The organism is Corynebacterium sp. ACRQP (assembly GCF_022345915.1).
GTDB classification, from domain to species: domain Bacteria; phylum Actinomycetota; class Actinomycetes; order Mycobacteriales; family Mycobacteriaceae; genus Corynebacterium; species Corynebacterium lehmanniae.
In genome coordinates this window covers 31,841-50,106 of record NZ_JAKRMZ010000012.1, presented here as the reverse complement: position 1 = coordinate 50,106, position 18,266 = coordinate 31,841, and the positions used below count along the sequence as shown (strand labels likewise).

Genomic DNA, 18,266 nt, shown 5'->3' with positions numbered 1-18,266 from the left:
TGGCCATGAACCGCATCATTTCCGGCGAGGCCCGCGGCCGCAAGATCAAGGTGCCGCCAGAGGGCACACGTCCCACCTCGGACCGAGCTCGCGAGGGCCTGTTTTCCTCCCTGCAGGTCCGCTTCGGGTTCGTGGACATGAACGTGCTCGACCTGTTCGCCGGCTCCGGCGCCCTGGGGCTGGAGGCGGCCTCGCGCGGCGCCGCCGAGGTGGTGCTGGTGGAAAACAACCCGGAGGCCGTGCGCGTCATCGAGTACAACGCCGGTGTGGTCGGCCACCCGAATGTGACCATCGAGCCGGTGAAGGCGTCTACGTACCTCGCCCGCGCGCCGCGCCACCACTTCGACATCGTGCTCGCGGACCCGCCGTACGAGCTCGCGGATGAAGCCGTCGCGGAAATGGTGGAGGCGCTGAAGCCAACGCTTCACGACGGCGCCGTGGTCGTCGTCGAGCGCCACCGCGAAAGCCCCGAGACGGCCTGGCCGGAGGAGTTCACCCCGACCGGCCAGAAGCTGAAGAAGCGCCTGTACGGCATCGCGCGCATGGACATGGCCGTGTACACGGATCCGGAAGCAGAGGTGGAGGAATAAATGACTACCGCAGTGTGCCCAGGCTCGTTCGATCCGATCACGAACGGCCATCTGGACATCGTCACCCGCGCCTCGCGCCACTTTGATGAGGTGGTGGTGCTGGTCACCGGCAACCCGACGAAGACCTCGGGGCTGTTTTCCATCGACGAGCGCGTCGAGCTGATCCGCGAGGTCATCGCGCACCTGCCCAACGTCCGAGTGGACAGCTGGGGCGGGCTGCTTGTGGACTACACCTCCGCCCACCACATCACCGCCCTGGTCAAGGGCTTGCGTTCTTCGTTGGACTACGAGTACGAGCTGCCCATGGCTCAGATGAACCGACGCCTGACCGGGGTGGACACTTACTTCCTGCTCACGGACGAGAAGTACGGCTACATCTCGTCCTCGCTGACCAAAGAGGTGGCCAAGTTCGGCGGCGACGTCACCGGCCTGGTGCCGGATTCTGTGCGCGAGGCGATGGCGGAGAAGTACCGCTAGTGTTCGTCGCTTTGGGTGTCGGCATCGCCGTCGCGGTGGGCGCGTGCCTGCAGCGCATCTCCGGCATGGGCGTTGGGCTTATCGCCGCGCCCGTGCTCTCGCTGTTGCTCGGGCCTGTCGACGGCATCCTGCTGGTCAACCTCCTCGCCGTCATCAACGCTTCGACCAACACCTGGGGCATGCGCGCGGACGTGGACTGGAAAAAGTTCGCCCCGATCGCGCTCGCGCTCATCTTCGGCGTGGTCCCGGGGACTTGGGTGGTGGCGAACGCGCCGACCAACGTGCTGCTCGTGCTGGTCGGGGCGCTGTTGCTGCTCGCGTTGTCCGTGGTCACGCTGGGCAAGCGCTACGTGCCCCGGGTCGAAGGGGTGGTGCCAGCGGCCGCGTCCGGTGTGATCGGCGGGTTCATGAACACCCTGGCCGGGGTGGCAGGTCCTGCGATCACGGTGTACGCGGTGGCTGCCCGTTGGCCGCAGCGGGTCTACGCCGCCACGCTGCAGCCGATCTTCTTGGTTGCCGGCACGCTGTCGTTCACGGTGAAAGTGGTCGCCGGCGCCGCCGACGTGACGGGCATCGAGCCTGCGCTGTGGGTCGCCACGCTGGCCGCTTTGGCGGTAGGCATTGGCGCGGGCAAGCGGCTGGCGCCCCGGGTGCCGTCTACAACCGCGCACAAAATAGCGCTGGGTTTAGCTTTCGCCGGCGGGGTGACGGCCCTCGTGCGCGGGCTTTTGACCTAAGTTTTTGTACGAATCGACAGCTGATTTGCGTTTGCCCAGGTCAGTTTCCGACCAAATGGGCAAAATGTCGATTCGTACAAAAATGCGCGCCTAGAACAGGGTGGAGACGAACGCCTTGGTGCGCTCGTGCTGCGGGTTGTCCAGCACCTGCTCCGGGGTGCCGTACTCGATGATCTGGCCGCCGTCCATGAACGCGACCTTGTCGGCCACCTCGCGGGCGAACGCCAGCTCGTGGGTCACCACCAGCATGGTCATGCCCTGCTCCGCCAGCTCGCGCATCACGCGCAGCACTTCGCCGACGAGTTCGGGGTCGAGGGCGGACGTGGGCTCGTCGAAAAGCATGAGCTTCGGATCCATGGCCACCGCGCGCGCGATGGCCACGCGCTGCTGCTGACCGCCCGAGAGCTGGATGGGGTAGGCGTCCGCCTTGGTGCCCAGGCCGACCATCTCCAGCAGCTCCATCGCGCGGGCCTTGGCCTGGTCCACTGGCTGGCCCTTGACGTGCACGGGGGCCTCGATGATGTTGTCCAGCACCGTGCGGTGGCCGAAGAGGTTGAAGTTCTGGAACACCATGCCGATGTCGCGGCGCTGCTTCGCGGCGTCCTTCTCGCTCATCTCGTGCAGCACACCGTCGCGCTCGTTGTAGCCGATGAGATCGCCGTCGACGTAGAGGCGGCCGGCGTTGACCTTCTCCAGGTGGTTCACGCAGCGCAGCAGGGTGGACTTGCCGGAGCCGGACGGGCCGATCAGGCAGGCGACCTCACCGGGGTAGACCTCCATGTCGATGCCCTTGAGCACGTCGAGGTTGCCGAAGGACTTCCACACGTCCACGGCCTGAATCATTGGCTTCTGCTTGACGGTCATTAGCGCTGCCCCTTCTTCTGCGGTTCTTCCACGATTTCAACGTTGTTGGGGATGGTGCCCTCGGCATCCGCCAGGCTGGCCAGCTGGCGGGCGGTGAGCTGGCGGGTGGCACCCCGGTCGAAGTAGCGCTCCAGGTAGTGCTGCGCCACCATGAGCAGCGAGGTGATCACCAGGTACCAGGTGGCTGCGACCAAGAGCATCGGCACCGGCTCGAACAGGGCCGCGGCGATGTCCATGGAACGGCCGTAGAGCTCCAGCGAGTAGGGGATAGCCACCACGAGCGAGGAGGTCTTGAGCAGTGAGATGAACTCGTTGCCGGTGGGCGGGATGATGATGCGCATGGCTTGCGGCAGCACCGTGCGGCGCATGGTCTGGCCCCAGCTCATGCCCAGCGCCTTGGAGGCCTCCACCTGGCCCTCCGGGACGGCGGAGATGCCGGACCGGACGATCTCGGCCATGTAGGCGGCCTCGTTGAGGCCCAGGCCGACAACGGCGAGCGCGAAGGCCGACGAGGTGAACGGGTCCAGCGGGATCTCGGTGAAGCCCAGGTTGATCGTGTCGTAGATCGCGCCGATCAGGCCCCAGAACATCAGCTGGACGTAGACCGGGGTGCCGCGGAAGATCCAGAGGAAGACCCAGCCGACGGTCTTGAACACCGGGTTCGGGCTCATGCGCATCACGGCGAGCAGCACGCCGCCGATCACGCCGAGGAGCATGGCCAGCACCGTAATCGCGATGGTGTGCAGTGCCGCGGTGGCGATGCGGGTGTCCAGCAGGTAGGCGAAGTACGTGTCCCAGCCGTAGGCGTCGTTACGCGCGGCGCCGATGACGAACCAGACCACCAGGACCACGAGTAGGGCGGCCAGCGCCCAGCGGCCCGGGTGGCGCAGCGGCTTGGCCTGGATGCGCTCGGGGCGGGTGCGCTCTTTCTGGCTCGCCGCGTACTTGGAATAGGGGGTGCTCATGCTCACTGTCCTCCCAGGGGTTGTTCGTTAATCAGGGCCTGGTCCAAGAGGCCGGTGTCGATGTTCCATTGCTCGAGGATTCGCTCGTAGTCGCCGGTGTCGATGAGGTGCTGCATCGCCGCCGCCATCGCGTCTGCAAGCGGCGAGCCCTTCGGCACCGCGAAGCCGTAGGGGGCTGCGTCGAACATCTCGCCGATCATTTCCAGCACGCCGTCGGAGCGCTCCACGGCCCAGGCGGTGACAGGCGAGTCCGCGCTGTACGCGTCGGCGCGGCCCACCAGCGCCGCAAGGGCGGCGTTGTCGGCGGTGTCGAAGGCGAGCACTGTGATCGGGTCCTTGCCGGCGGCCTCGCAGGCCTCGGATTTCGGGCGCACGTCGTCGGTGTCGGAGACGGTGGTGCGCTGCACCGACACCGTCAGCCCGCAGGCGTTGTTCGGGTCCACGTCAGCGCCAGGCTGGGCGGCCCACTGCACGCCCGCATAGAGGAAATTGACAAAGTCGAAGGACTGGCGGCGTTCCTCGTTGTCCGTGAAGCCCGACGCGCCAACGTCGAGGCTGCCCGAGGACACGGCGGGCAGGATCATGGCGAAGTCCATGTCGTCGGCCTGGAAATCCATGCCCATGACCGCTGCTGCGGCGCGGGCGAGGTCGAGTTCCACGCCGATGAGCTCGCCTTGCGAGTCTTTGAACTCGAAGGGGGCGAACGGCGGGTTCGTGCCCACGTTGAGCACGCCGTCGGCGGCGACCTCCGGCGGCACCATTGCCGCAATCTCAGGCACAGCGTCCGGGACGATTGGTTCCCAGCCGTCGGGGGTGCCGCCCTCCTCGTTGGTCACGCAACCCGCGAGCAGCATTGTCGCGCTCAGGCACGCGGCGACGCGCAGGGAGGTGGTGTGTTGCATACCGGCTCCAATACACGATGAATATTTACAAGCCATCGTATATTACACCGGGGTACAAATGCGTATCGACGGCCCCAAGGTCACCCCTGTGGCCGTCGATAAGTAAATGTTTTTGGCTACTGCTGCGCCATGCGAATACCGCGCATAACCAGCTCAATCAGCGAGCCGATCACCAGCATCCCCAAGAACACGGGGATCAGCACCGAGGTGGCCTGGCTGGAACCTGCGGAGGACTGCGCGAAATCGCCGGTGAAGAAACCGGAGGACATCATCGCGGAACCCTGGGCCTCCTGCTTCCACAGCTCGACCGGGTTTGCAGTGTCCGGAACGGAGGAGTTGCGCGCCCACGCCTGGACGAATTCTTTGCCTTCGCCTTCTTCCATGCCGTCGGTCCACTCCAAGAACATGTCGGAAGAGGAGACCTCTTTGAGCGGGTTCTTCTCCGGGTCGATGTAGAGCGGATCGTTTGCCGGATCGGGATTCAGCCCCTCGAGCCCAGGTGACGGATCGCCCGGCTTCCGCGGGCCCTTCTTCTTACTGTCGGTCTTGCTCGAGGAACCTTCCTCGCTGCTGGATGAGGTGCCCTCAGCCGAAAGTTTTTCAAACGCGTCCGCGGTGTTGCGGAAAACCTCGACATCTTCTGCGGTGATGCCGGTGCCTTCCGGCTTGGTCTGCGAGGTGGCGGACGGCGCGTTCAGGCCTGCAAGGACGAGTGCTCCGGCGGTCACGCCGGCGATGAGAGACTTGCGCATGGGGCGTATCTTAACCAATCCGTTAGAGAATGCGATGCAGAGTCTTTCGACCTGCGAAGAGGATCAACAGCGAAATGATGAGCGAGCCTGCGCCGAACCAGTACGGCACGCCAGCGCCCAGCGACGCGGCCAGCGGGCCGGATACAGCCGGCGCCACAGCGCCGCCGAGGAAGCGCATCCCCGAATAGCTCGACGACGCCACGTTGCGCGGCATCTCCGTCGCCTCCATGACGGCTTCAGTGAGCACGGTGTTGAAAACGCCACTGAAGAAACCCGCGAGAATGACCAGGACCACTACAACGCCCAGCCGGTGAGCGCCGAAGCCGAGGCCAGCCAGAACAGCACTGAAACCGAGGAGCACGGTCACCACCACCGGAATCAGGCCGAAGGCGCGGGTCAGGCGAGGCGCGATGAACACCGAAGAGACGGCCAGTGCAAGGCCCCAACCGAAGAAGACGTAGCCCAGCTCAGTCGCGCCGAAGTTGCGCCCGCTCAGCGCGGCAGCTTCCTCGATGGGGTAGGGCGAGTAGGCGAGCAGGGTGAAAAACCCGAAGTTGTAGAAAAACGCCACAAAGCCGAGCGTGAGCAGGGCTGGGTCCTTGGCTGCTGCGAGCCCCGCCGTCAGCGCGACGGGCTCCGGTTTGCGCTCCGCTTTGGCCAGCAGCGTGGCAATCGCGATAAAGCCGGCCGCCATGAGCACTGCCGTGCCGTAGAAGGGCGCGCGCCAGCTGATCTCGCCGAGCACGCCGCCGACGAGGGGGCCGATGGCCATACCGACGCCGATCGCGGCCTCGTACAGGATCACTGCCTGGCCCGCGTGCCCGGCCGCCGCGCCGACGATGGCCGCCAGCGCCGTAGAAATAAACAACGCGTTGCCCAGACCCCATCCAGCGCGGAACCCGATGATTGCGTCGACCGAACCCGCAGCACCAGACAGGGCAGAGAAGGCGACGATCAGCGCTAGGCCAATCAGGAGTGTGGTCTTGACACCGATGCGCGAAGAGATGAACGCGCTGAAGAACATCGCCAGCGCGGTAATAAGCAGGTAGCTGGTAAACAGGAGCATTGTTTGCGTCGGGGAGGCGTTAAGCTCCCGGCTGATCGCTGGCAGGATCGGGTCCACCAGCCCGATGCCCATGAATGACACCGCGCAGGCGAAGGCGAGCGCCCACACAGCGACGGGCTGTTTAAGGATTGAATTGTTTTCCGGTGTGTGCGGCGAGTCTGTCACTCGCGACCTCCTTTACGTTGTTTCAACTCTGCGGTCAGCTCCGGCAGAAGCTCCGCCGCGCGCTTGAGCGTCGCGACGTCCTCCGGCTTCAACGGCTCGAACACAGGGGCAAGCGCCTCGGCTGCTGCTGCCCTGTAGCTGCGTAGCACCTCGCGGCCGGCATCGGTGATGGTCAGCGCTGTTGCGCGGGCATCGTCGTCGGCGGTGTGTCTGGCGGCGTAACCGTCGTTCACAAGCCGCTTCATGGCCTGGCTCATGGAGGGCTGGCGGATGCCTTCCCGTGCTGCAAGCTCTCCAATCCGGAGCCCCGGCTCGCGCTCGAGGGCCGCAAGCGCGCGCATGGACACGTTTGAAAGCTCCATGCCCGACGCCTGGTACGCGGCGCGTGTGAAATGGCTTCCGGCCGCGATGAGCTCAACAGCGAGTGCGGCGAGGTCCTCGTTGGAGTGCATAGGAGGACTATATAGGTTGCCTATGTATAACAAAACCCCGCAGGCCGGGGGCGTGCGGGGTGTGCTCGTGGCGGGGAGAGGGGCTAGTCCTCTGCCTCTGCGTCGAGGCGGGCCTGGTCGCGCCGGCGGCGCTTCTTGCTGATCTGGTGGCTGGTCACTCCGGCCACTACAGCGCCCACGACGGCACCGACGATTGCACCGGTAGCGCCTGCGCTGTCAAAGCTGCCCGAGGGGTCGAAGCCGCCAGTGACGATGAGGCCTGCTAACCAGACCGCGCACAATGCGAAGTAGGTGATGAGCACGCCACGGGGAGTATCACGCAGGCGGATGACTGGTGAGGCAACGTAGTTACGCATCCACTGCGAGCTTGCCGCGCTGCTGATGATGGGGATGAGCAGCACGACGACGGTCCACAGAGACTGCTGTCCTGGAAGTACCCACGCGAGGATCGCGCCGACGAGCGCCATGCCGATCAGCGAGGTGTAAAAGCCCACCGAGCTGGCCTTGTGGTACGTCGCGGCCTCGAACTCGTCGGTGGCGGTGCCGTCGACGTAATTGACGATGGAGTCTCCGAAGTTCTTGAACATCATTCCTCCTTGGTTTGGCCAAAGATTTCTTCAACTGACTTTTCAAACTGCCGGCAAATGTCGAGAGCTAAGTAGACGGAAGGCGAGTAGTTGCCCCGCTCGATGTTGGCGATGGTCTGCCGGGAAACGCCGACGCGATCAGCGAGCTCCTGCTGCGACAACTCGTACCAGCGCCGCCATTTGCGAACTGTGTTCATGTGGTCGCCCATGTAGCCTCCTTCCATTTACAAAATGTAAAAGGAACGACCCTCACTGTCAAGAGTGCTTTACATTTGTGTCACGGGGCTGGGGTAATGTAGGGATAAGAAAAAGGCACCGCGCCCGACGGTGCTTCGAGAAAAAGTGTGCCCCAGGTGATGTCTGGTTCGGTGACATCGTTCCGCTCCTCGCCCGCAACGGCCTCGAGCGGCAACGGAGCGCTCGTCGATAAGCAAAGGCTTCTGCCTGCGCTTTCCTGGGGCCGCAACGCGGGTCCCAAACTGGCCCATACCGCGTCAACCCACCCCTGAAGCAACCCCGAAGCGTCCGGGGCAATTTGCTGCCCGCTGAAACCGACCGGGATGTAGCGCTGAAAAACTCTCAGAACCCTACGAGTCACCCCATCTCGGGGCACACGAAAAAGAAAAATCTCGAGACACCGTAGAAACGATGTCTCGAGACAACAAACAACACAGCGTGCCCCAGGTGAGACTCGAACTCACACTGGACGGGTTTTGAATCCGTTGCCTCTGCCAATTGGGCTACTGGGGCGTCGGGCGAAAGTTTATCCCAGCGCAGCCTCCGCCACGAAATCACCTCGCTAATGGGCGAGCCGGGCCATGTCGGGCTGCCCGCTAGACTGGCCAACCGTGAACGATACACCCGAGAACACGAAGCGACTGTTGCTTATCGACGGCCACTCGATGGCCTTCCGCGCCTTCTACGCGCTGCCTGCGGAGAACTTCTCCACCTCAGGCGGCCAGCACACGAATGCGGTCTACGGGTTTTTATCCATGTTCGCCAACATCCTGGCGGACGAGAAGCCGACGCACGCCGCGGTCGCCTTCGATGTGGGCCGCAAGACGTTCCGCACGGAGCGTTTCCCGGAGTACAAGGCGCAGCGCGAGGCGGCACCGCCGGAATTCAAGGGCCAGGTGCCGATCATCGAGGACGTGCTGGGCGATCTCGGCATCACCACCTTGAGCAAGGAGAACTTCGAGGCGGACGACATCGTCGCCACGCTCGTCACCCAGGCCCGCGCTGAGGGGGACTTCGAGATCGTGCTGGTCAGTGGCGACCGCGACTACATCCAGCTTGTGGACGGCACCACCACGCTGATGTACCCCACCCGTGGCGTATCCACCATGACCCGTTTCACGCCCGAGGAAGTGGAGAACAAGTACGGGCTGACTCCTGCGCAGTACCCGGACTTCGCGGCGCTGCGCGGCGACCCGTCGGACAACTTGCCCAGCGTGCCCAAGGTGGGGGAGAAGACCGCCACGAAGTGGATCTCGCAGTACGGCAGCCTCGAAGGGCTCATCGAAGGCGCCGACGAGCTCAAGGGCGTGGCTGCGAACAACTTCCGCGAGCGCATCGACCAGGTCCGGCTGAACCGCGAGCTGACCCAGATGGTCACGGACGTCGAGCTGCCGGTCGCGCCGAACGACCTGGAGCTCAAACCGGCGGACGTCACCCAGGTTGCGGCGCGCTTCGACGACCTGGAGTTCGGCGTGAACCTGCGCGAGCGCGTCCTCGCCGCCGTGCCTACCGACGGCACCGCCCCTGAGCCGGAAACCGTCGAACTCGAAGACATCATCATCGACGACGAGCCGCTGGACACCTGGCTCAAGCCCCGTCAAGGCGACGGCCTTGCCGTCTACGTTTCGGGTAACGCTACTCCCGGGCAGGGGGATGTGGTGGCGCTGGCGATCGTCGATAAGCAAAGGCATGGCGTATCCAAGCTCGCTGCTGACTTGAGCGCCGAGGAGGACGCCGCGCTCAAGCAGTGGTTGGAGTCGGACGCGCCGAAGTACATGCACGAGGCGAAGGCTGCGTACCACATGCTGCGCGGCCGGGGCATCGAGCTTGACGGCATCGCGCACGACACCGCGATTGCCGCCTACCTGCTGCGGCCGGGCCAGCGCACCTACGCGCTGGAGGACATCTACCAGCGCCACCTGCAGCGCCAGCTCAACGTCGGCTCCGACCAGATGAGCCTGCTCGGCGACACTGCGGACGTCGACGCCGCCGCGGCGATCCTGGAACTGTCCGCGGAGCTGACCAAGGAGCTGCGTGAGATCGACTCCTATGAGCTCTACGCGGACCTGGAGTTGCCGCTGGTCACCGTGCTTGCCGAGATGGAGCACACCGGCATCGCGGTGGACCTGGACGTGCTGGAAAACCAGCGCAAGGAGCTCACGCTCAAAGTGGAGCAGGTTGAGGAGGAGGCGCGTGCGCTTGTGGACGAGCCTTCGCTGAACCTGTCTTCCCCCAAGCAGCTGTCCGCAGTGCTCTTCGACAAACTCGAGCTGCCGAAGACGAAGAAGACCAAGACCGGGTACTCCACGGCCGCGGGCGAGATCGAAGCGCTGGCGGAGAAGAACCCGCATCCGTTTTTGGACCACCTGTTGGCGCACCGCGAGCACCAGAAGCTCAAGTCCACCATCGAGGGGCTGATTAAGACGGTGCAGCCGGACGGTCGCATCCACACCACGTTCAACCAGACCGTGGCGTCGACAGGCCGCTTAAGCTCCGCGGAGCCGAACCTGCAGAACATCCCTGTGCGCACCGAAGCCGGCCGCGCCATCCGTTCCGCGTTCGTGGTGGGCGAGGGTTACGAGTGCCTGCTTACGGCCGACTACTCGCAGATTGAGATGCGCGTGATGGCTCACCTGAGCCAGGACGAGGGCCTGATCGAGGCGTACAGGGCGGGGGAGGACCTGCACAACTTTGTCGGCTCGCGCGTGTTCGACGTGCCCATCGACCAGGTCACCCCGGAGCTGCGGCGCCGCGTCAAGGCCATGTCTTACGGCCTGGTCTACGGGCTCTCTGCGTACGGGTTGTCCAACCAGCTGTCCATCTCCGCCGGCGAGGCGAAGGACATCATGGCCAGCTACTTCGAGCGCTTCGGCGGCGTGAAGCGCTACCTGGATGAGGTGGTGGAGCAGGCGCGTCGCGATGGCTACACGTCCACCGTTTTCGGCCGCCGCCGCTACCTGCCGGAGCTCAACAGCGACAACCGCGTGGCGCGCGAGAACGCGGAGCGCGCCGCGTTGAACGCGCCGATCCAGGGCACGGCCGCGGACATCATCAAGGTGGCCATGCTGCGTGTGGACGCCGCGCTGGAAGGCAAAAAGTCCCGCGTGCTGCTCCAAGTCCACGACGAGCTCGTTGTAGAGATAGCCCCGGGCGAGTTGGACGAGGTGCGCGAAATCGTGGAGCGGGAAATGGACGGTGCCATCGAGCTGCTTGTCCCGCTGGAGGTCTCCGCCGGCACCGGCGCCAACTGGGACGCCGCCGCGCACTAGGAATCTGGCTGGAGCAACGCTGAGGCGGGTAGGAACGATATCGATTCCTACCCGCCTCGCGCACGGCACCCCGCCCACGGCCGTGATCCCCCGTGGAGCCTCCCCCAGCAGCTCCGAGTGCGTATTCAGTTGTGGACCTCCCCTTGGGGGAAGGGGCCGCCGGGGATGGCCTTGACCGGGCTGGGGCTTAGATTTCACCCCTGGCCAGGTCGTCCCCCGAAAGCCAAGTGCGACCTTACCGACGGGTAAGGAAACACTCAACGGTCCCACAGGAGAACTTCAGGATCGAACACTGCGTTAACTGGATCACATGGATAGTTGGACGGCTGGCCAGCAATTAAAGGTGGTGGGTTACGCGCAGTTCACTTGCGCGTAACGGAGTGTTTCGCCCCCGATTTGTACCCCCGGTGTGCTAGAGCAGGTCGTTGAGGGACCGGCGCTTGTTGTCGTCCTCGGACGACTCAACTTCTTCTTGGACCGCGTCCTTGAACTCGTCCTCCTCCAGGTTCGATTCGGCGGCGAGATCCTCGACTTCCTGGCCGTCTCCGGCCTCAACTGCGTCCGCGCGGCGCTCGCCCTCGTCTTTCAGCTCGTCGCGGTGGCGCAGGTAGGTCACCGTCATCACCGCCATGACGAACAGGCCGAGGTAGCCCAGAATCGGGTACAGGCTGTTCACCAACGGCTGGAAACCGGCGAAGGAGAGCCCGAAACCGACAACGCAGGCGATGGCGTAGGTGGGGTAGAAGCGCTCCGGGTGTTTGCTGGTCAGGCGCTTCGCCAACGCGTAGAACATGCCTAGGCAGGTGTTGAAGACCATGAGGAAGATGACCCAGGTCATGATGAAGCCGAGCACCGGGTTGACGTTGTCGATCACGGCGAGCAGCGGCATGTCCGCGCCGTTGACGGACTCCACCTGGATGAGCAGCGACGCCACGAGCAGGGCCAGCATGACCGCGTAGATCACGCCACCGAGGATGCCGCCGAGGCGGCTGCTTTTTGTGTCGAACTCGTCGCCGGCCATGACCAACGCCATCGACACACCGCACAGCGCGTTCAGACCGGTGTGGTTGAGTGCTCCCAGCCACCAGTACGGGGTGCCGTCTGCGCGGGCAACCTCCTGCTGGGCGTAGTTGCCCACCTCGCTCCAATTCACGTCCACCTGCGTGAACGAGTAGATGCTGCCAATCAGCACGAACACCACCAGCAGCGGGGTGGCCCAGCCGATCACCGAAGACACCTTGTCTACGTCGAACCGGCCGACAATGAGCATGAGTGCGAGCATGGCCACGGCCCCGATCCAGATGGGCCACCCGAACGACTGCTGCAGATTGGACCCAGCGCCGGCAAACATGACGAACCCGACGGAGAACATGCACGCCACCGCGGACCAATCCATGATGAACGCCGCGGGCTTGGATGTGACGTTGTAGAAGACCTCGTTGTGCTCGCGCGCCAAAAAGTACGAGCCGAAGGTCATGAACGCCGTCGCGGCGAACAGCATGGTCACACTGGCCAGTATCACCCCGAAGAACCCGTTGGTGCCGTAGGCGACAAAGTACTGCAGCGCCTCCATGCCGGAGGCGAAGCCGGCACCGACGACAATGCCGACAAATGATGCAGCGACTGCGAGGCTGCGTTTCCACATAAACGATTGCTCCCAAAACCGTTGGTATCTATCAGACTCCGCTTATGCTAGCGGTCGGGGCAAACCGGAGGGACGTCGGAAAGCACCTGCGAATCATTTGCTCTAGCTGGGCAAAGTGTCTACACTCGTGCGGGCGTGTCTACGCGCGGGCGATGGCACCCACCGTAATAGGAGGGTGAGGTGGCCGTCGCAGCGTGAGATCGGCGCACGCGAGCCTATAGCACCCAAGCTGCAGGTTTACGTGGCCGAGAGAGACGCTTCTGTCCAAACACGATCTCCTATTTTTTCGGAGCACATAGAACTTATGCGCACTTCCAACGCACCCCAGGTAGCCATCAACGACATCGGTGGCCCTGAGGAATTCCTCGCCGCAGTCGACGCGACCATCAAGTACTTCAACGATGGCGACATCGTCACCGGCACCGTGGTCAAGGTCGACCACGACGAGGTCCTGCTCGACATCGGCTACAAGACCGAGGGCATCATCCTCACCCGCGAGCTGTCCATCAAGCACGACGTCGACCCGGAAGACGTGGTCGAGGTCGGCGATGAGATCGACGCACTTGTCCTGACCAAGGAGGACAAGGAAGGCCGCCTGATGCTGTCCAAGAAGCGTGCTCAGTACGAGCGCGCTTGGGGCACCATCGAGGAGCTGCAGGCCAACGACCAGCCGGTTACCGGCACCGTCATCGAGGTCGTCAAGGGCGGCCTCATCCTCGACATCGGCCTGCGCGGCTTCCTGCCGGCATCGCTGGTCGAGATGCGCCGCGTCCGCGACCTGGATCCGTACATCGGCCAGGAGCTCGAGGCGAAGATCATCGAGCTGGACAAGCACCGCAACAACGTGGTCCTGTCCCGCCGCGCTTACCTGGAGGAGACCCAGTCCGCGGTCCGCTCCGACTTCCTGCACCAGCTGCAGAAGGGCCAGGTCCGCAAGGGCGTCGTGTCCTCCATCGTCAACTTCGGTGCGTTCGTCGATCTCGGCGGCGTCGACGGCCTGGTGCACGTCTCTGAGCTGTCCTGGAAGCACATCGACCACCCGTCCGAGGTTGTCGCAGTGGGCGACGAGGTCACCGTCGAGGTGCTCGACGTCGATCTCGACCGCGAGCGTGTCTCCCTGTCGCTGAAGGCGACCCAGGAGGATCCGTGGCGCGTCTTCGCCCGCACCCACGCTGTGGGCCAGATCGTCCCGGGCAAGGTCACCAAGCTCGTCCCGTTCGGCGCGTTCGTCCGCGTCGAGGAGGGCATCGAGGGCCTCGTCCACATCTCCGAGCTGGCTCAGCGCCACGTGGAGGTCCCGGACCAGGTTGTCAACGTCGGCGAAGAGGTCATGGTCAAGGTCATCGACATCGACCTGGACCGTCGCCGCATCTCCCTGTCCCTCAAGCAGGCTGACGAGGACTACGTCGAGGAGTTCGATCCGTCCCGCTACGGCATGGCCGACTCCTACGACGAGCAGGGCAACTACATCTTCCCGGAGGGCTTCGACCCGGAGACCAACGAGTGGATGGAAGGCTACGACGAGGCTCGTCAGGCATGGGAGGCACGCTACGCCGAGGCAGAGCGTCGCCACCAGGCCCACACCGCTCAGATCGAGCGTCACCGCGCCGCTGCCGCCGAGGCCGCGGAGCAGGAGGGCGATCAGGCCAACTACTCCTCCGAGTCTGCAGCTGCAGCTCCGGCAGCTGACCAGGCTGAGGAGAACATCGGCTCCCTGGCTTCCGACGAGCAGCTCGCGGCTCTGCGCGACAAGCTCGCTGGCAACTAAGCACTCGCAAGCTCGTGCTTAGGAAAAACTCGTAAGCACGCTGCTTAGCGACGGCGCCCCGTCCCCGACCAATCTGTCGAGGGCGGGGCGTTTTGCTATCTTCGGCCCCATGAAGAAAGTGGGCCTGACAGGCGGCATCGGCAGCGGAAAATCCACGGTGGCGCGGATGCTTGGCAGCGCTGGCTTCGCCGTGGTCGACGCCGACCAAATCGCACGCGAGATCATGGAACCCGGCTCGCCGGTGCTGAACGAGGTAGCGCGGGAGTTCGGCGCGGACCTCATCGGCGACGACGGGGCGCTCAACCGCGGGGAGCTTGCGCGCCGCGCGTTCGCCACGACGGAAGACACGCAGCGCCTCAACGCCATCACGCACCCCGCCATCCAGGCCGAGTCCGAACGCCGCTTCGCCGCCGCGGAAGAGGCGGGGGAGCAGGCCGTCATCTACGACATGCCGTTGCTCGTGGACCTCGGGCTGCACAAGGACATGGACCTCACCGTTGTCGTGGATGTGGACAAGGAGGAGAGGATCCGGAGGCTCGTCGCAAAGCGAGGGCTCGATGAGGCCGATGCGAGGGCGCGCATGGCGCAACAGATCGACGACGCCGCGCGGCTTTCGGCGGCAGACGTCGTGATCGACAACAACGGTCCCCTCGAGGCGCTGGAACCGCAGGTGGCGGCGCTTGCCGAGAGAATCAAAGGTTAGTGAACTGTACTGGCGAAATTTACCGGTGTGACACGTTTCATTTACCTTGCTGCCTTAACTTTCGGTGCATGGGAACGTGGAACACGGGGCCGTTCGACAACGACTCCGCAAATGATGCCGTGACAGCGCTGGTCAACGGCACGTTCCGCATGGACCAGTTCCGCTTCGAATGCGGTTTGGGCTCACTGGGAACGGGGGAAGCGGAATCCGTGATCGCGCTCGCCGCAGTGATCAACGGCCATCTGCCAGAGGGGCTCGAGGGCAGGATCGACTACCCGTTCACCATGGACGACAGGCAGTGGATCCGCCGCCGCGCTCAGGCGGTGATGCGCCCGGGCGGTTCCGCGCTGTATTCCATGTGGGAGGAAGCCGGCGAGCTGCAGGAGTGGCTGGAAACCTCCCGCAAGTACGCCGCTTAACGTTCGCGACTTTGCTTATCGACGAGCAATGCCTCGCCGACGCTCTTGGCGATACACTGGCCACTATGGCTTTTGCTGCTGAACATCCCGTCCTCGCGCAGTCTGAATTTCGCCCAGTGGGGGAGATTGAGCGACGCGAGAAACCCTTCGAGGTCGTCTCCGAGTTCGAACCCTCCGGCGACCAGCCCACGGCGATTGCGCAGCTGGACGAGCGTTTGAACCGAGGCGAGCGCGACGTCGTGCTCATGGGTGCCACCGGTACCGGCAAGTCCGCCACCGCCGCGTGGCTGATTGAAAAGCAGCAGCGCCCCACGCTGGTGATGGCGCCGAACAAGACGCTGGCAGCGCAGCTGGCCAACGAGCTGCGCCAGCTGCTGCCCAACAACGCGGTGGAGTACTTCGTGTCGTACTACGACTACTACCAACCGGAGGCCTACATCGCGCAGACCGACACCTACATTGAGAAGGACTCGTCCATCAACGACGACGTGGAGCGCCTCCGCCACTCCGCCACCTCCGCGCTTTTGAGCCGCCGCGACGTGGTCGTGGTGTCTTCGGTGTCCTGCATCTACGGCTTGGGCACCCCGCAGTCCTACCTGGACCGATCGATTGTGCTGCGCGTGGGCGAGGAAGTGGAGCGCGACCGTTTCCTGCGCCTTTTGGTGGACGTGCAGTACGAGCGCAACGACATCGACTTCAAGCGCGGCACCTTCCGCGTCAAGGGCGACACCGTGGACATCATCCCGGCCTACGAAGAGGTGGCCGTGCGCGTGGAGTTCTTCGGCGACGAGGTGGACTCGTTGTACTACATCCACCCGCTCACCGGCGACGTGATCAGTCAGGAAGACGAGGTGCGCATCTTCCCGGCCACCCACTACGTGGCCACGGACGAGCGCATGGAAAAGGCCATCGAGGCGATCAAGGAGGAGCTTGCGGACAGGCTCGAGGAGCTGGAGAACAAGGGCAAGCTGCTCGAGGCGCAGCGTCTGCGCATGCGCACCGAGTACGACCTGGAGATGATCCAGCAGGTCGGGTTCTGCTCCGGCATCGAGAACTACTCGCGTCACATGGACGGCCGCCCGGCGGGGTCTGCGCCGGCGACGCTGATCGACTACTTCCCGGAGGACTTCCTCACCATCATCGACGAGTCCCACGTCACCGTGCCCCAGATCGGCGGCATGTTCGAGGGCGACATGTCGCGCAAGCGCAACCTGGTGGAGTTCGGCTTCCGCCTGCCGTCCGCGGTGGACAACCGACCGCTGACCTTCGACGAGTTCGAGGCCCGCGTGGGCCAGACCGTCTACATGTCCGCCACCCCCGGCGACTACGAGCTCGAGGCCGCCCAGGGCGAGTTTGTGGAGCAGGTGATCCGCCCGACCGGTCTGGTGGACCCGAAGGTCACCGTCAAGCCCACCAAGGGCCAGATCGACGACCTGATCGACGAAATCCGCACCCGCACCGCCAAGGACGAGCGCGTCCTTGTGACAACCCTGACCAAGCGCATGGCCGAGGACCTCACGGACTACCTGCTGGATAACGGCATCAAGGTGCGCTACCTGCACTCGGACATCGACACCCTGCAGCGCGTGGAACTGCTGCGCCAGCTGCGACTCGGCGAGTACGACGTGCTCGTGGGCATCAACCTGCTGCGCGAGGGCCTGGACCTTCCCGAGGTCTCCCTCGTCGCCATCCTGGACGCGGACAAGGAGGGCTTCTTGCGCTCGACCAAATCCCTCATCCAGACCATCGGCCGTGCCGCACGAAACGTCTCCGGCGAGGTGATCATGTACGCCGACCAGGTCACCGAGTCCATGCAGGAGGCCATCGACGAGACGGAGCGCCGACGCGAGAAGCAGATCGCCTACAACGAAGAGCACGGCATCGACCCGCAGCCGCTGCGCAAGGCGATCGCGGACATTCTGGACCAGGTGTATGAGAACGCGGACGCGGATGCGTCGGCAAGCTTGAGCTCCGATGCGGCCGTCGCCGAGCGCCCGGATGTGTCCACCATGGCCTCGGACGAGGTGCAAAAGCTTATCGACGACCTGACGGTCCAAATGCGCGACGCCGCCGGGGAACTGAAGTTTGAGCTCGCCGGCAGACTCAGAGACGAGATTGCAGATCTCAAGCGGGAGCTGCGTGGTATTAAAGACACAGGCAATTAGCGAAAGGAACCTGCTTTGCACACCTACAAGTCGATCGCCGTCGGTACCGACGGCTCCGCCACCTCCATGGTCGCAGTGCGTGCCGCAGCCAGCCTCGCCCGCGTCTACGGTGCCGAGCTGACCATCATCTGCGCCCACTACACCGCGTCCGGCTCGATGCTGAACTCCACCAACGCGGAGCTGTCCCGCGTGGACATCGTCACCGCCACCAACGCGCGCGAGATTCTGCGCAAGGCGGACGAGATTGCCAAAGAGGAGCAGGCCGGCAAGGTCAACCTGGTGTCCAAGGGCGGCCAGCCCGCGAACGTGCTGGTGGAGGCCGTCGGCGAATACGGCGTTGACCTGCTCGTTGTGGGCAACAAGGGCATGCGCTCGATGGCCGGCCGCATCTTCGGCAACATCCCCGGCAACGTGGCCAAGAAGGCCCCGGTGGACGTCATGCTCGTGGATACCCGGGCAGAGGGACACGACTAAAATAACCGGGGGTAGACTGGCTCTGCCCC

Annotated in this window: 18 protein-coding genes and 1 tRNA gene; 9 read left to right on the top strand and 10 right to left on the bottom strand. The window is 64.3% G+C overall.

The features are described 5' to 3' along the window. Positions 1 to 5: 5 nt before the first annotated feature. The 3 genes from rsmD to MHY23_RS06270 are packed head-to-tail and all read left to right on the top strand — an operon-like array spanning position 6 to position 1,804. On the top strand, positions 6 to 590 hold the full coding sequence (gene rsmD, locus MHY23_RS06280; protein ID WP_239306847.1) for a 16S rRNA (guanine(966)-N(2))-methyltransferase RsmD: 585 nt from the start codon (positions 6 to 8) through the stop codon (positions 588 to 590). Continuing rightward, positions 591 to 1,067, top strand: coding sequence for a pantetheine-phosphate adenylyltransferase (coaD, locus tag MHY23_RS06275; RefSeq protein WP_126858292.1), 477 nt, complete (start codon positions 591 to 593; stop codon positions 1,065 to 1,067). Beyond that, positions 1,067 to 1,804 carry a sulfite exporter TauE/SafE family protein gene (locus MHY23_RS06270; protein WP_239306846.1) on the top strand — a complete coding sequence of 246 codons (738 nt, stop codon included), beginning with the start codon at positions 1,067 to 1,069 and terminating at the stop codon, positions 1,802 to 1,804. The genes coaD and MHY23_RS06270 overlap by 1 nt, the downstream gene beginning before the upstream one ends. Before the next feature lie 90 nt (positions 1,805 to 1,894). Here MHY23_RS06270 and MHY23_RS06265 read toward each other — a convergent pair whose 3' ends face one another. The 9 genes from MHY23_RS06265 to MHY23_RS06225 form a co-directional block, all read right to left on the bottom strand. Continuing rightward, entirely contained in the window at positions 1,895 to 2,668 is a 774-nt protein-coding gene (locus tag MHY23_RS06265; protein WP_304504235.1) for an amino acid ABC transporter ATP-binding protein, read from the bottom strand. Further along, positions 2,668 to 3,633, bottom strand: coding sequence for an amino acid ABC transporter permease (locus tag MHY23_RS06260; RefSeq protein WP_239306845.1), 966 nt, complete (start codon positions 3,631 to 3,633; stop codon positions 2,668 to 2,670). Before MHY23_RS06260 ends, MHY23_RS06265 begins: the two co-directional genes overlap by 1 nt. A gap of 2 nt (positions 3,634 to 3,635) precedes the next feature. Beyond that, positions 3,636 to 4,535: an ABC transporter substrate-binding protein gene (locus tag MHY23_RS06255; RefSeq protein WP_239306844.1), complete on the bottom strand. Its 900-nt coding sequence runs from the start codon at positions 4,533 to 4,535 to the stop codon at positions 3,636 to 3,638. 116 nt (positions 4,536 to 4,651) lie between these two features. Further along, positions 4,652 to 5,287: a hypothetical protein gene (locus MHY23_RS06250; protein WP_239306843.1), complete on the bottom strand. Its 636-nt coding sequence runs from the start codon at positions 5,285 to 5,287 to the stop codon at positions 4,652 to 4,654. A gap of 22 nt (positions 5,288 to 5,309) precedes the next feature. Continuing rightward, positions 5,310 to 6,518, bottom strand: coding sequence for an MFS transporter (locus MHY23_RS06245; RefSeq protein WP_239306842.1), 1,209 nt, complete (start codon positions 6,516 to 6,518; stop codon positions 5,310 to 5,312). Continuing rightward, positions 6,515 to 6,970, bottom strand: coding sequence for a MarR family winged helix-turn-helix transcriptional regulator (locus MHY23_RS06240; protein ID WP_239306841.1), 456 nt, complete (start codon positions 6,968 to 6,970; stop codon positions 6,515 to 6,517). Before MHY23_RS06240 ends, MHY23_RS06245 begins: the two co-directional genes overlap by 4 nt. A gap of 83 nt (positions 6,971 to 7,053) precedes the next feature. Further along, positions 7,054 to 7,560, bottom strand: a complete 507-nt coding sequence (locus MHY23_RS06235) for a hypothetical protein (RefSeq protein ID WP_239306840.1) — start codon at positions 7,558 to 7,560, stop codon at positions 7,054 to 7,056. Next, the gene (locus MHY23_RS06230; RefSeq protein ID WP_239306839.1) at positions 7,557 to 7,766 is read right to left on the bottom strand and encodes a helix-turn-helix transcriptional regulator; all 210 of its coding nucleotides are present in this window, start codon (positions 7,764 to 7,766) and stop codon (positions 7,557 to 7,559) included. The genes MHY23_RS06235 and MHY23_RS06230 overlap by 4 nt, the downstream gene beginning before the upstream one ends. Positions 7,767 to 8,233: 467 nt before the next feature. Beyond that, positions 8,234 to 8,307 (bottom strand) — tRNA-Leu (locus tag MHY23_RS06225). A gap of 152 nt (positions 8,308 to 8,459) precedes the next feature. On the opposite strand from MHY23_RS06225, the gene polA reads away from it, so the two are divergent. Then, entirely contained in the window at positions 8,460 to 11,063 is a 2,604-nt protein-coding gene (polA, locus tag MHY23_RS06220) for a DNA polymerase I (protein ID WP_239306870.1), read from the top strand. A 412-nt stretch (positions 11,064 to 11,475) separates the two neighbouring features. Here polA and MHY23_RS06215 read toward each other — a convergent pair whose 3' ends face one another. After that, the gene (locus tag MHY23_RS06215; RefSeq protein WP_239306838.1) at positions 11,476 to 12,708 is read right to left on the bottom strand and encodes a hypothetical protein; all 1,233 of its coding nucleotides are present in this window, start codon (positions 12,706 to 12,708) and stop codon (positions 11,476 to 11,478) included. A 304-nt stretch (positions 12,709 to 13,012) separates the two neighbouring features. Here MHY23_RS06215 and rpsA point away from each other — a divergent pair, with 304 nt between their 5' ends. The 5 genes from rpsA to MHY23_RS06190 all read left to right on the top strand — a co-directional run bounded on the left by rpsA (position 13,013) and on the right by MHY23_RS06190 (position 18,237). Further along, a complete protein-coding gene (gene rpsA / locus MHY23_RS06210) occupies positions 13,013 to 14,476 on the top strand; it encodes a 30S ribosomal protein S1 (RefSeq protein WP_181888344.1) in 1,464 nt (487 codons plus the stop codon). A gap of 109 nt (positions 14,477 to 14,585) precedes the next feature. Beyond that, positions 14,586 to 15,179: a dephospho-CoA kinase gene (coaE, locus tag MHY23_RS06205; RefSeq protein WP_181888345.1), complete on the top strand. Its 594-nt coding sequence runs from the start codon at positions 14,586 to 14,588 to the stop codon at positions 15,177 to 15,179. A 68-nt stretch (positions 15,180 to 15,247) separates the two neighbouring features. Then, positions 15,248 to 15,598, top strand: coding sequence for a DUF4259 domain-containing protein (locus MHY23_RS06200; RefSeq protein ID WP_181888346.1), 351 nt, complete (start codon positions 15,248 to 15,250; stop codon positions 15,596 to 15,598). Positions 15,599 to 15,663: 65 nt separating this feature from the next. Beyond that, positions 15,664 to 17,763: an excinuclease ABC subunit UvrB gene (uvrB, locus tag MHY23_RS06195; protein ID WP_239306837.1), complete on the top strand. Its 2,100-nt coding sequence runs from the start codon at positions 15,664 to 15,666 to the stop codon at positions 17,761 to 17,763. 15 nt (positions 17,764 to 17,778) lie between these two features. Then, complete coding sequence (locus tag MHY23_RS06190; RefSeq protein ID WP_181888348.1) at positions 17,779 to 18,237, top strand: universal stress protein; 459 nt, start codon at positions 17,779 to 17,781, stop codon at positions 18,235 to 18,237. Positions 18,238 to 18,266 lie beyond the last annotated feature (29 nt).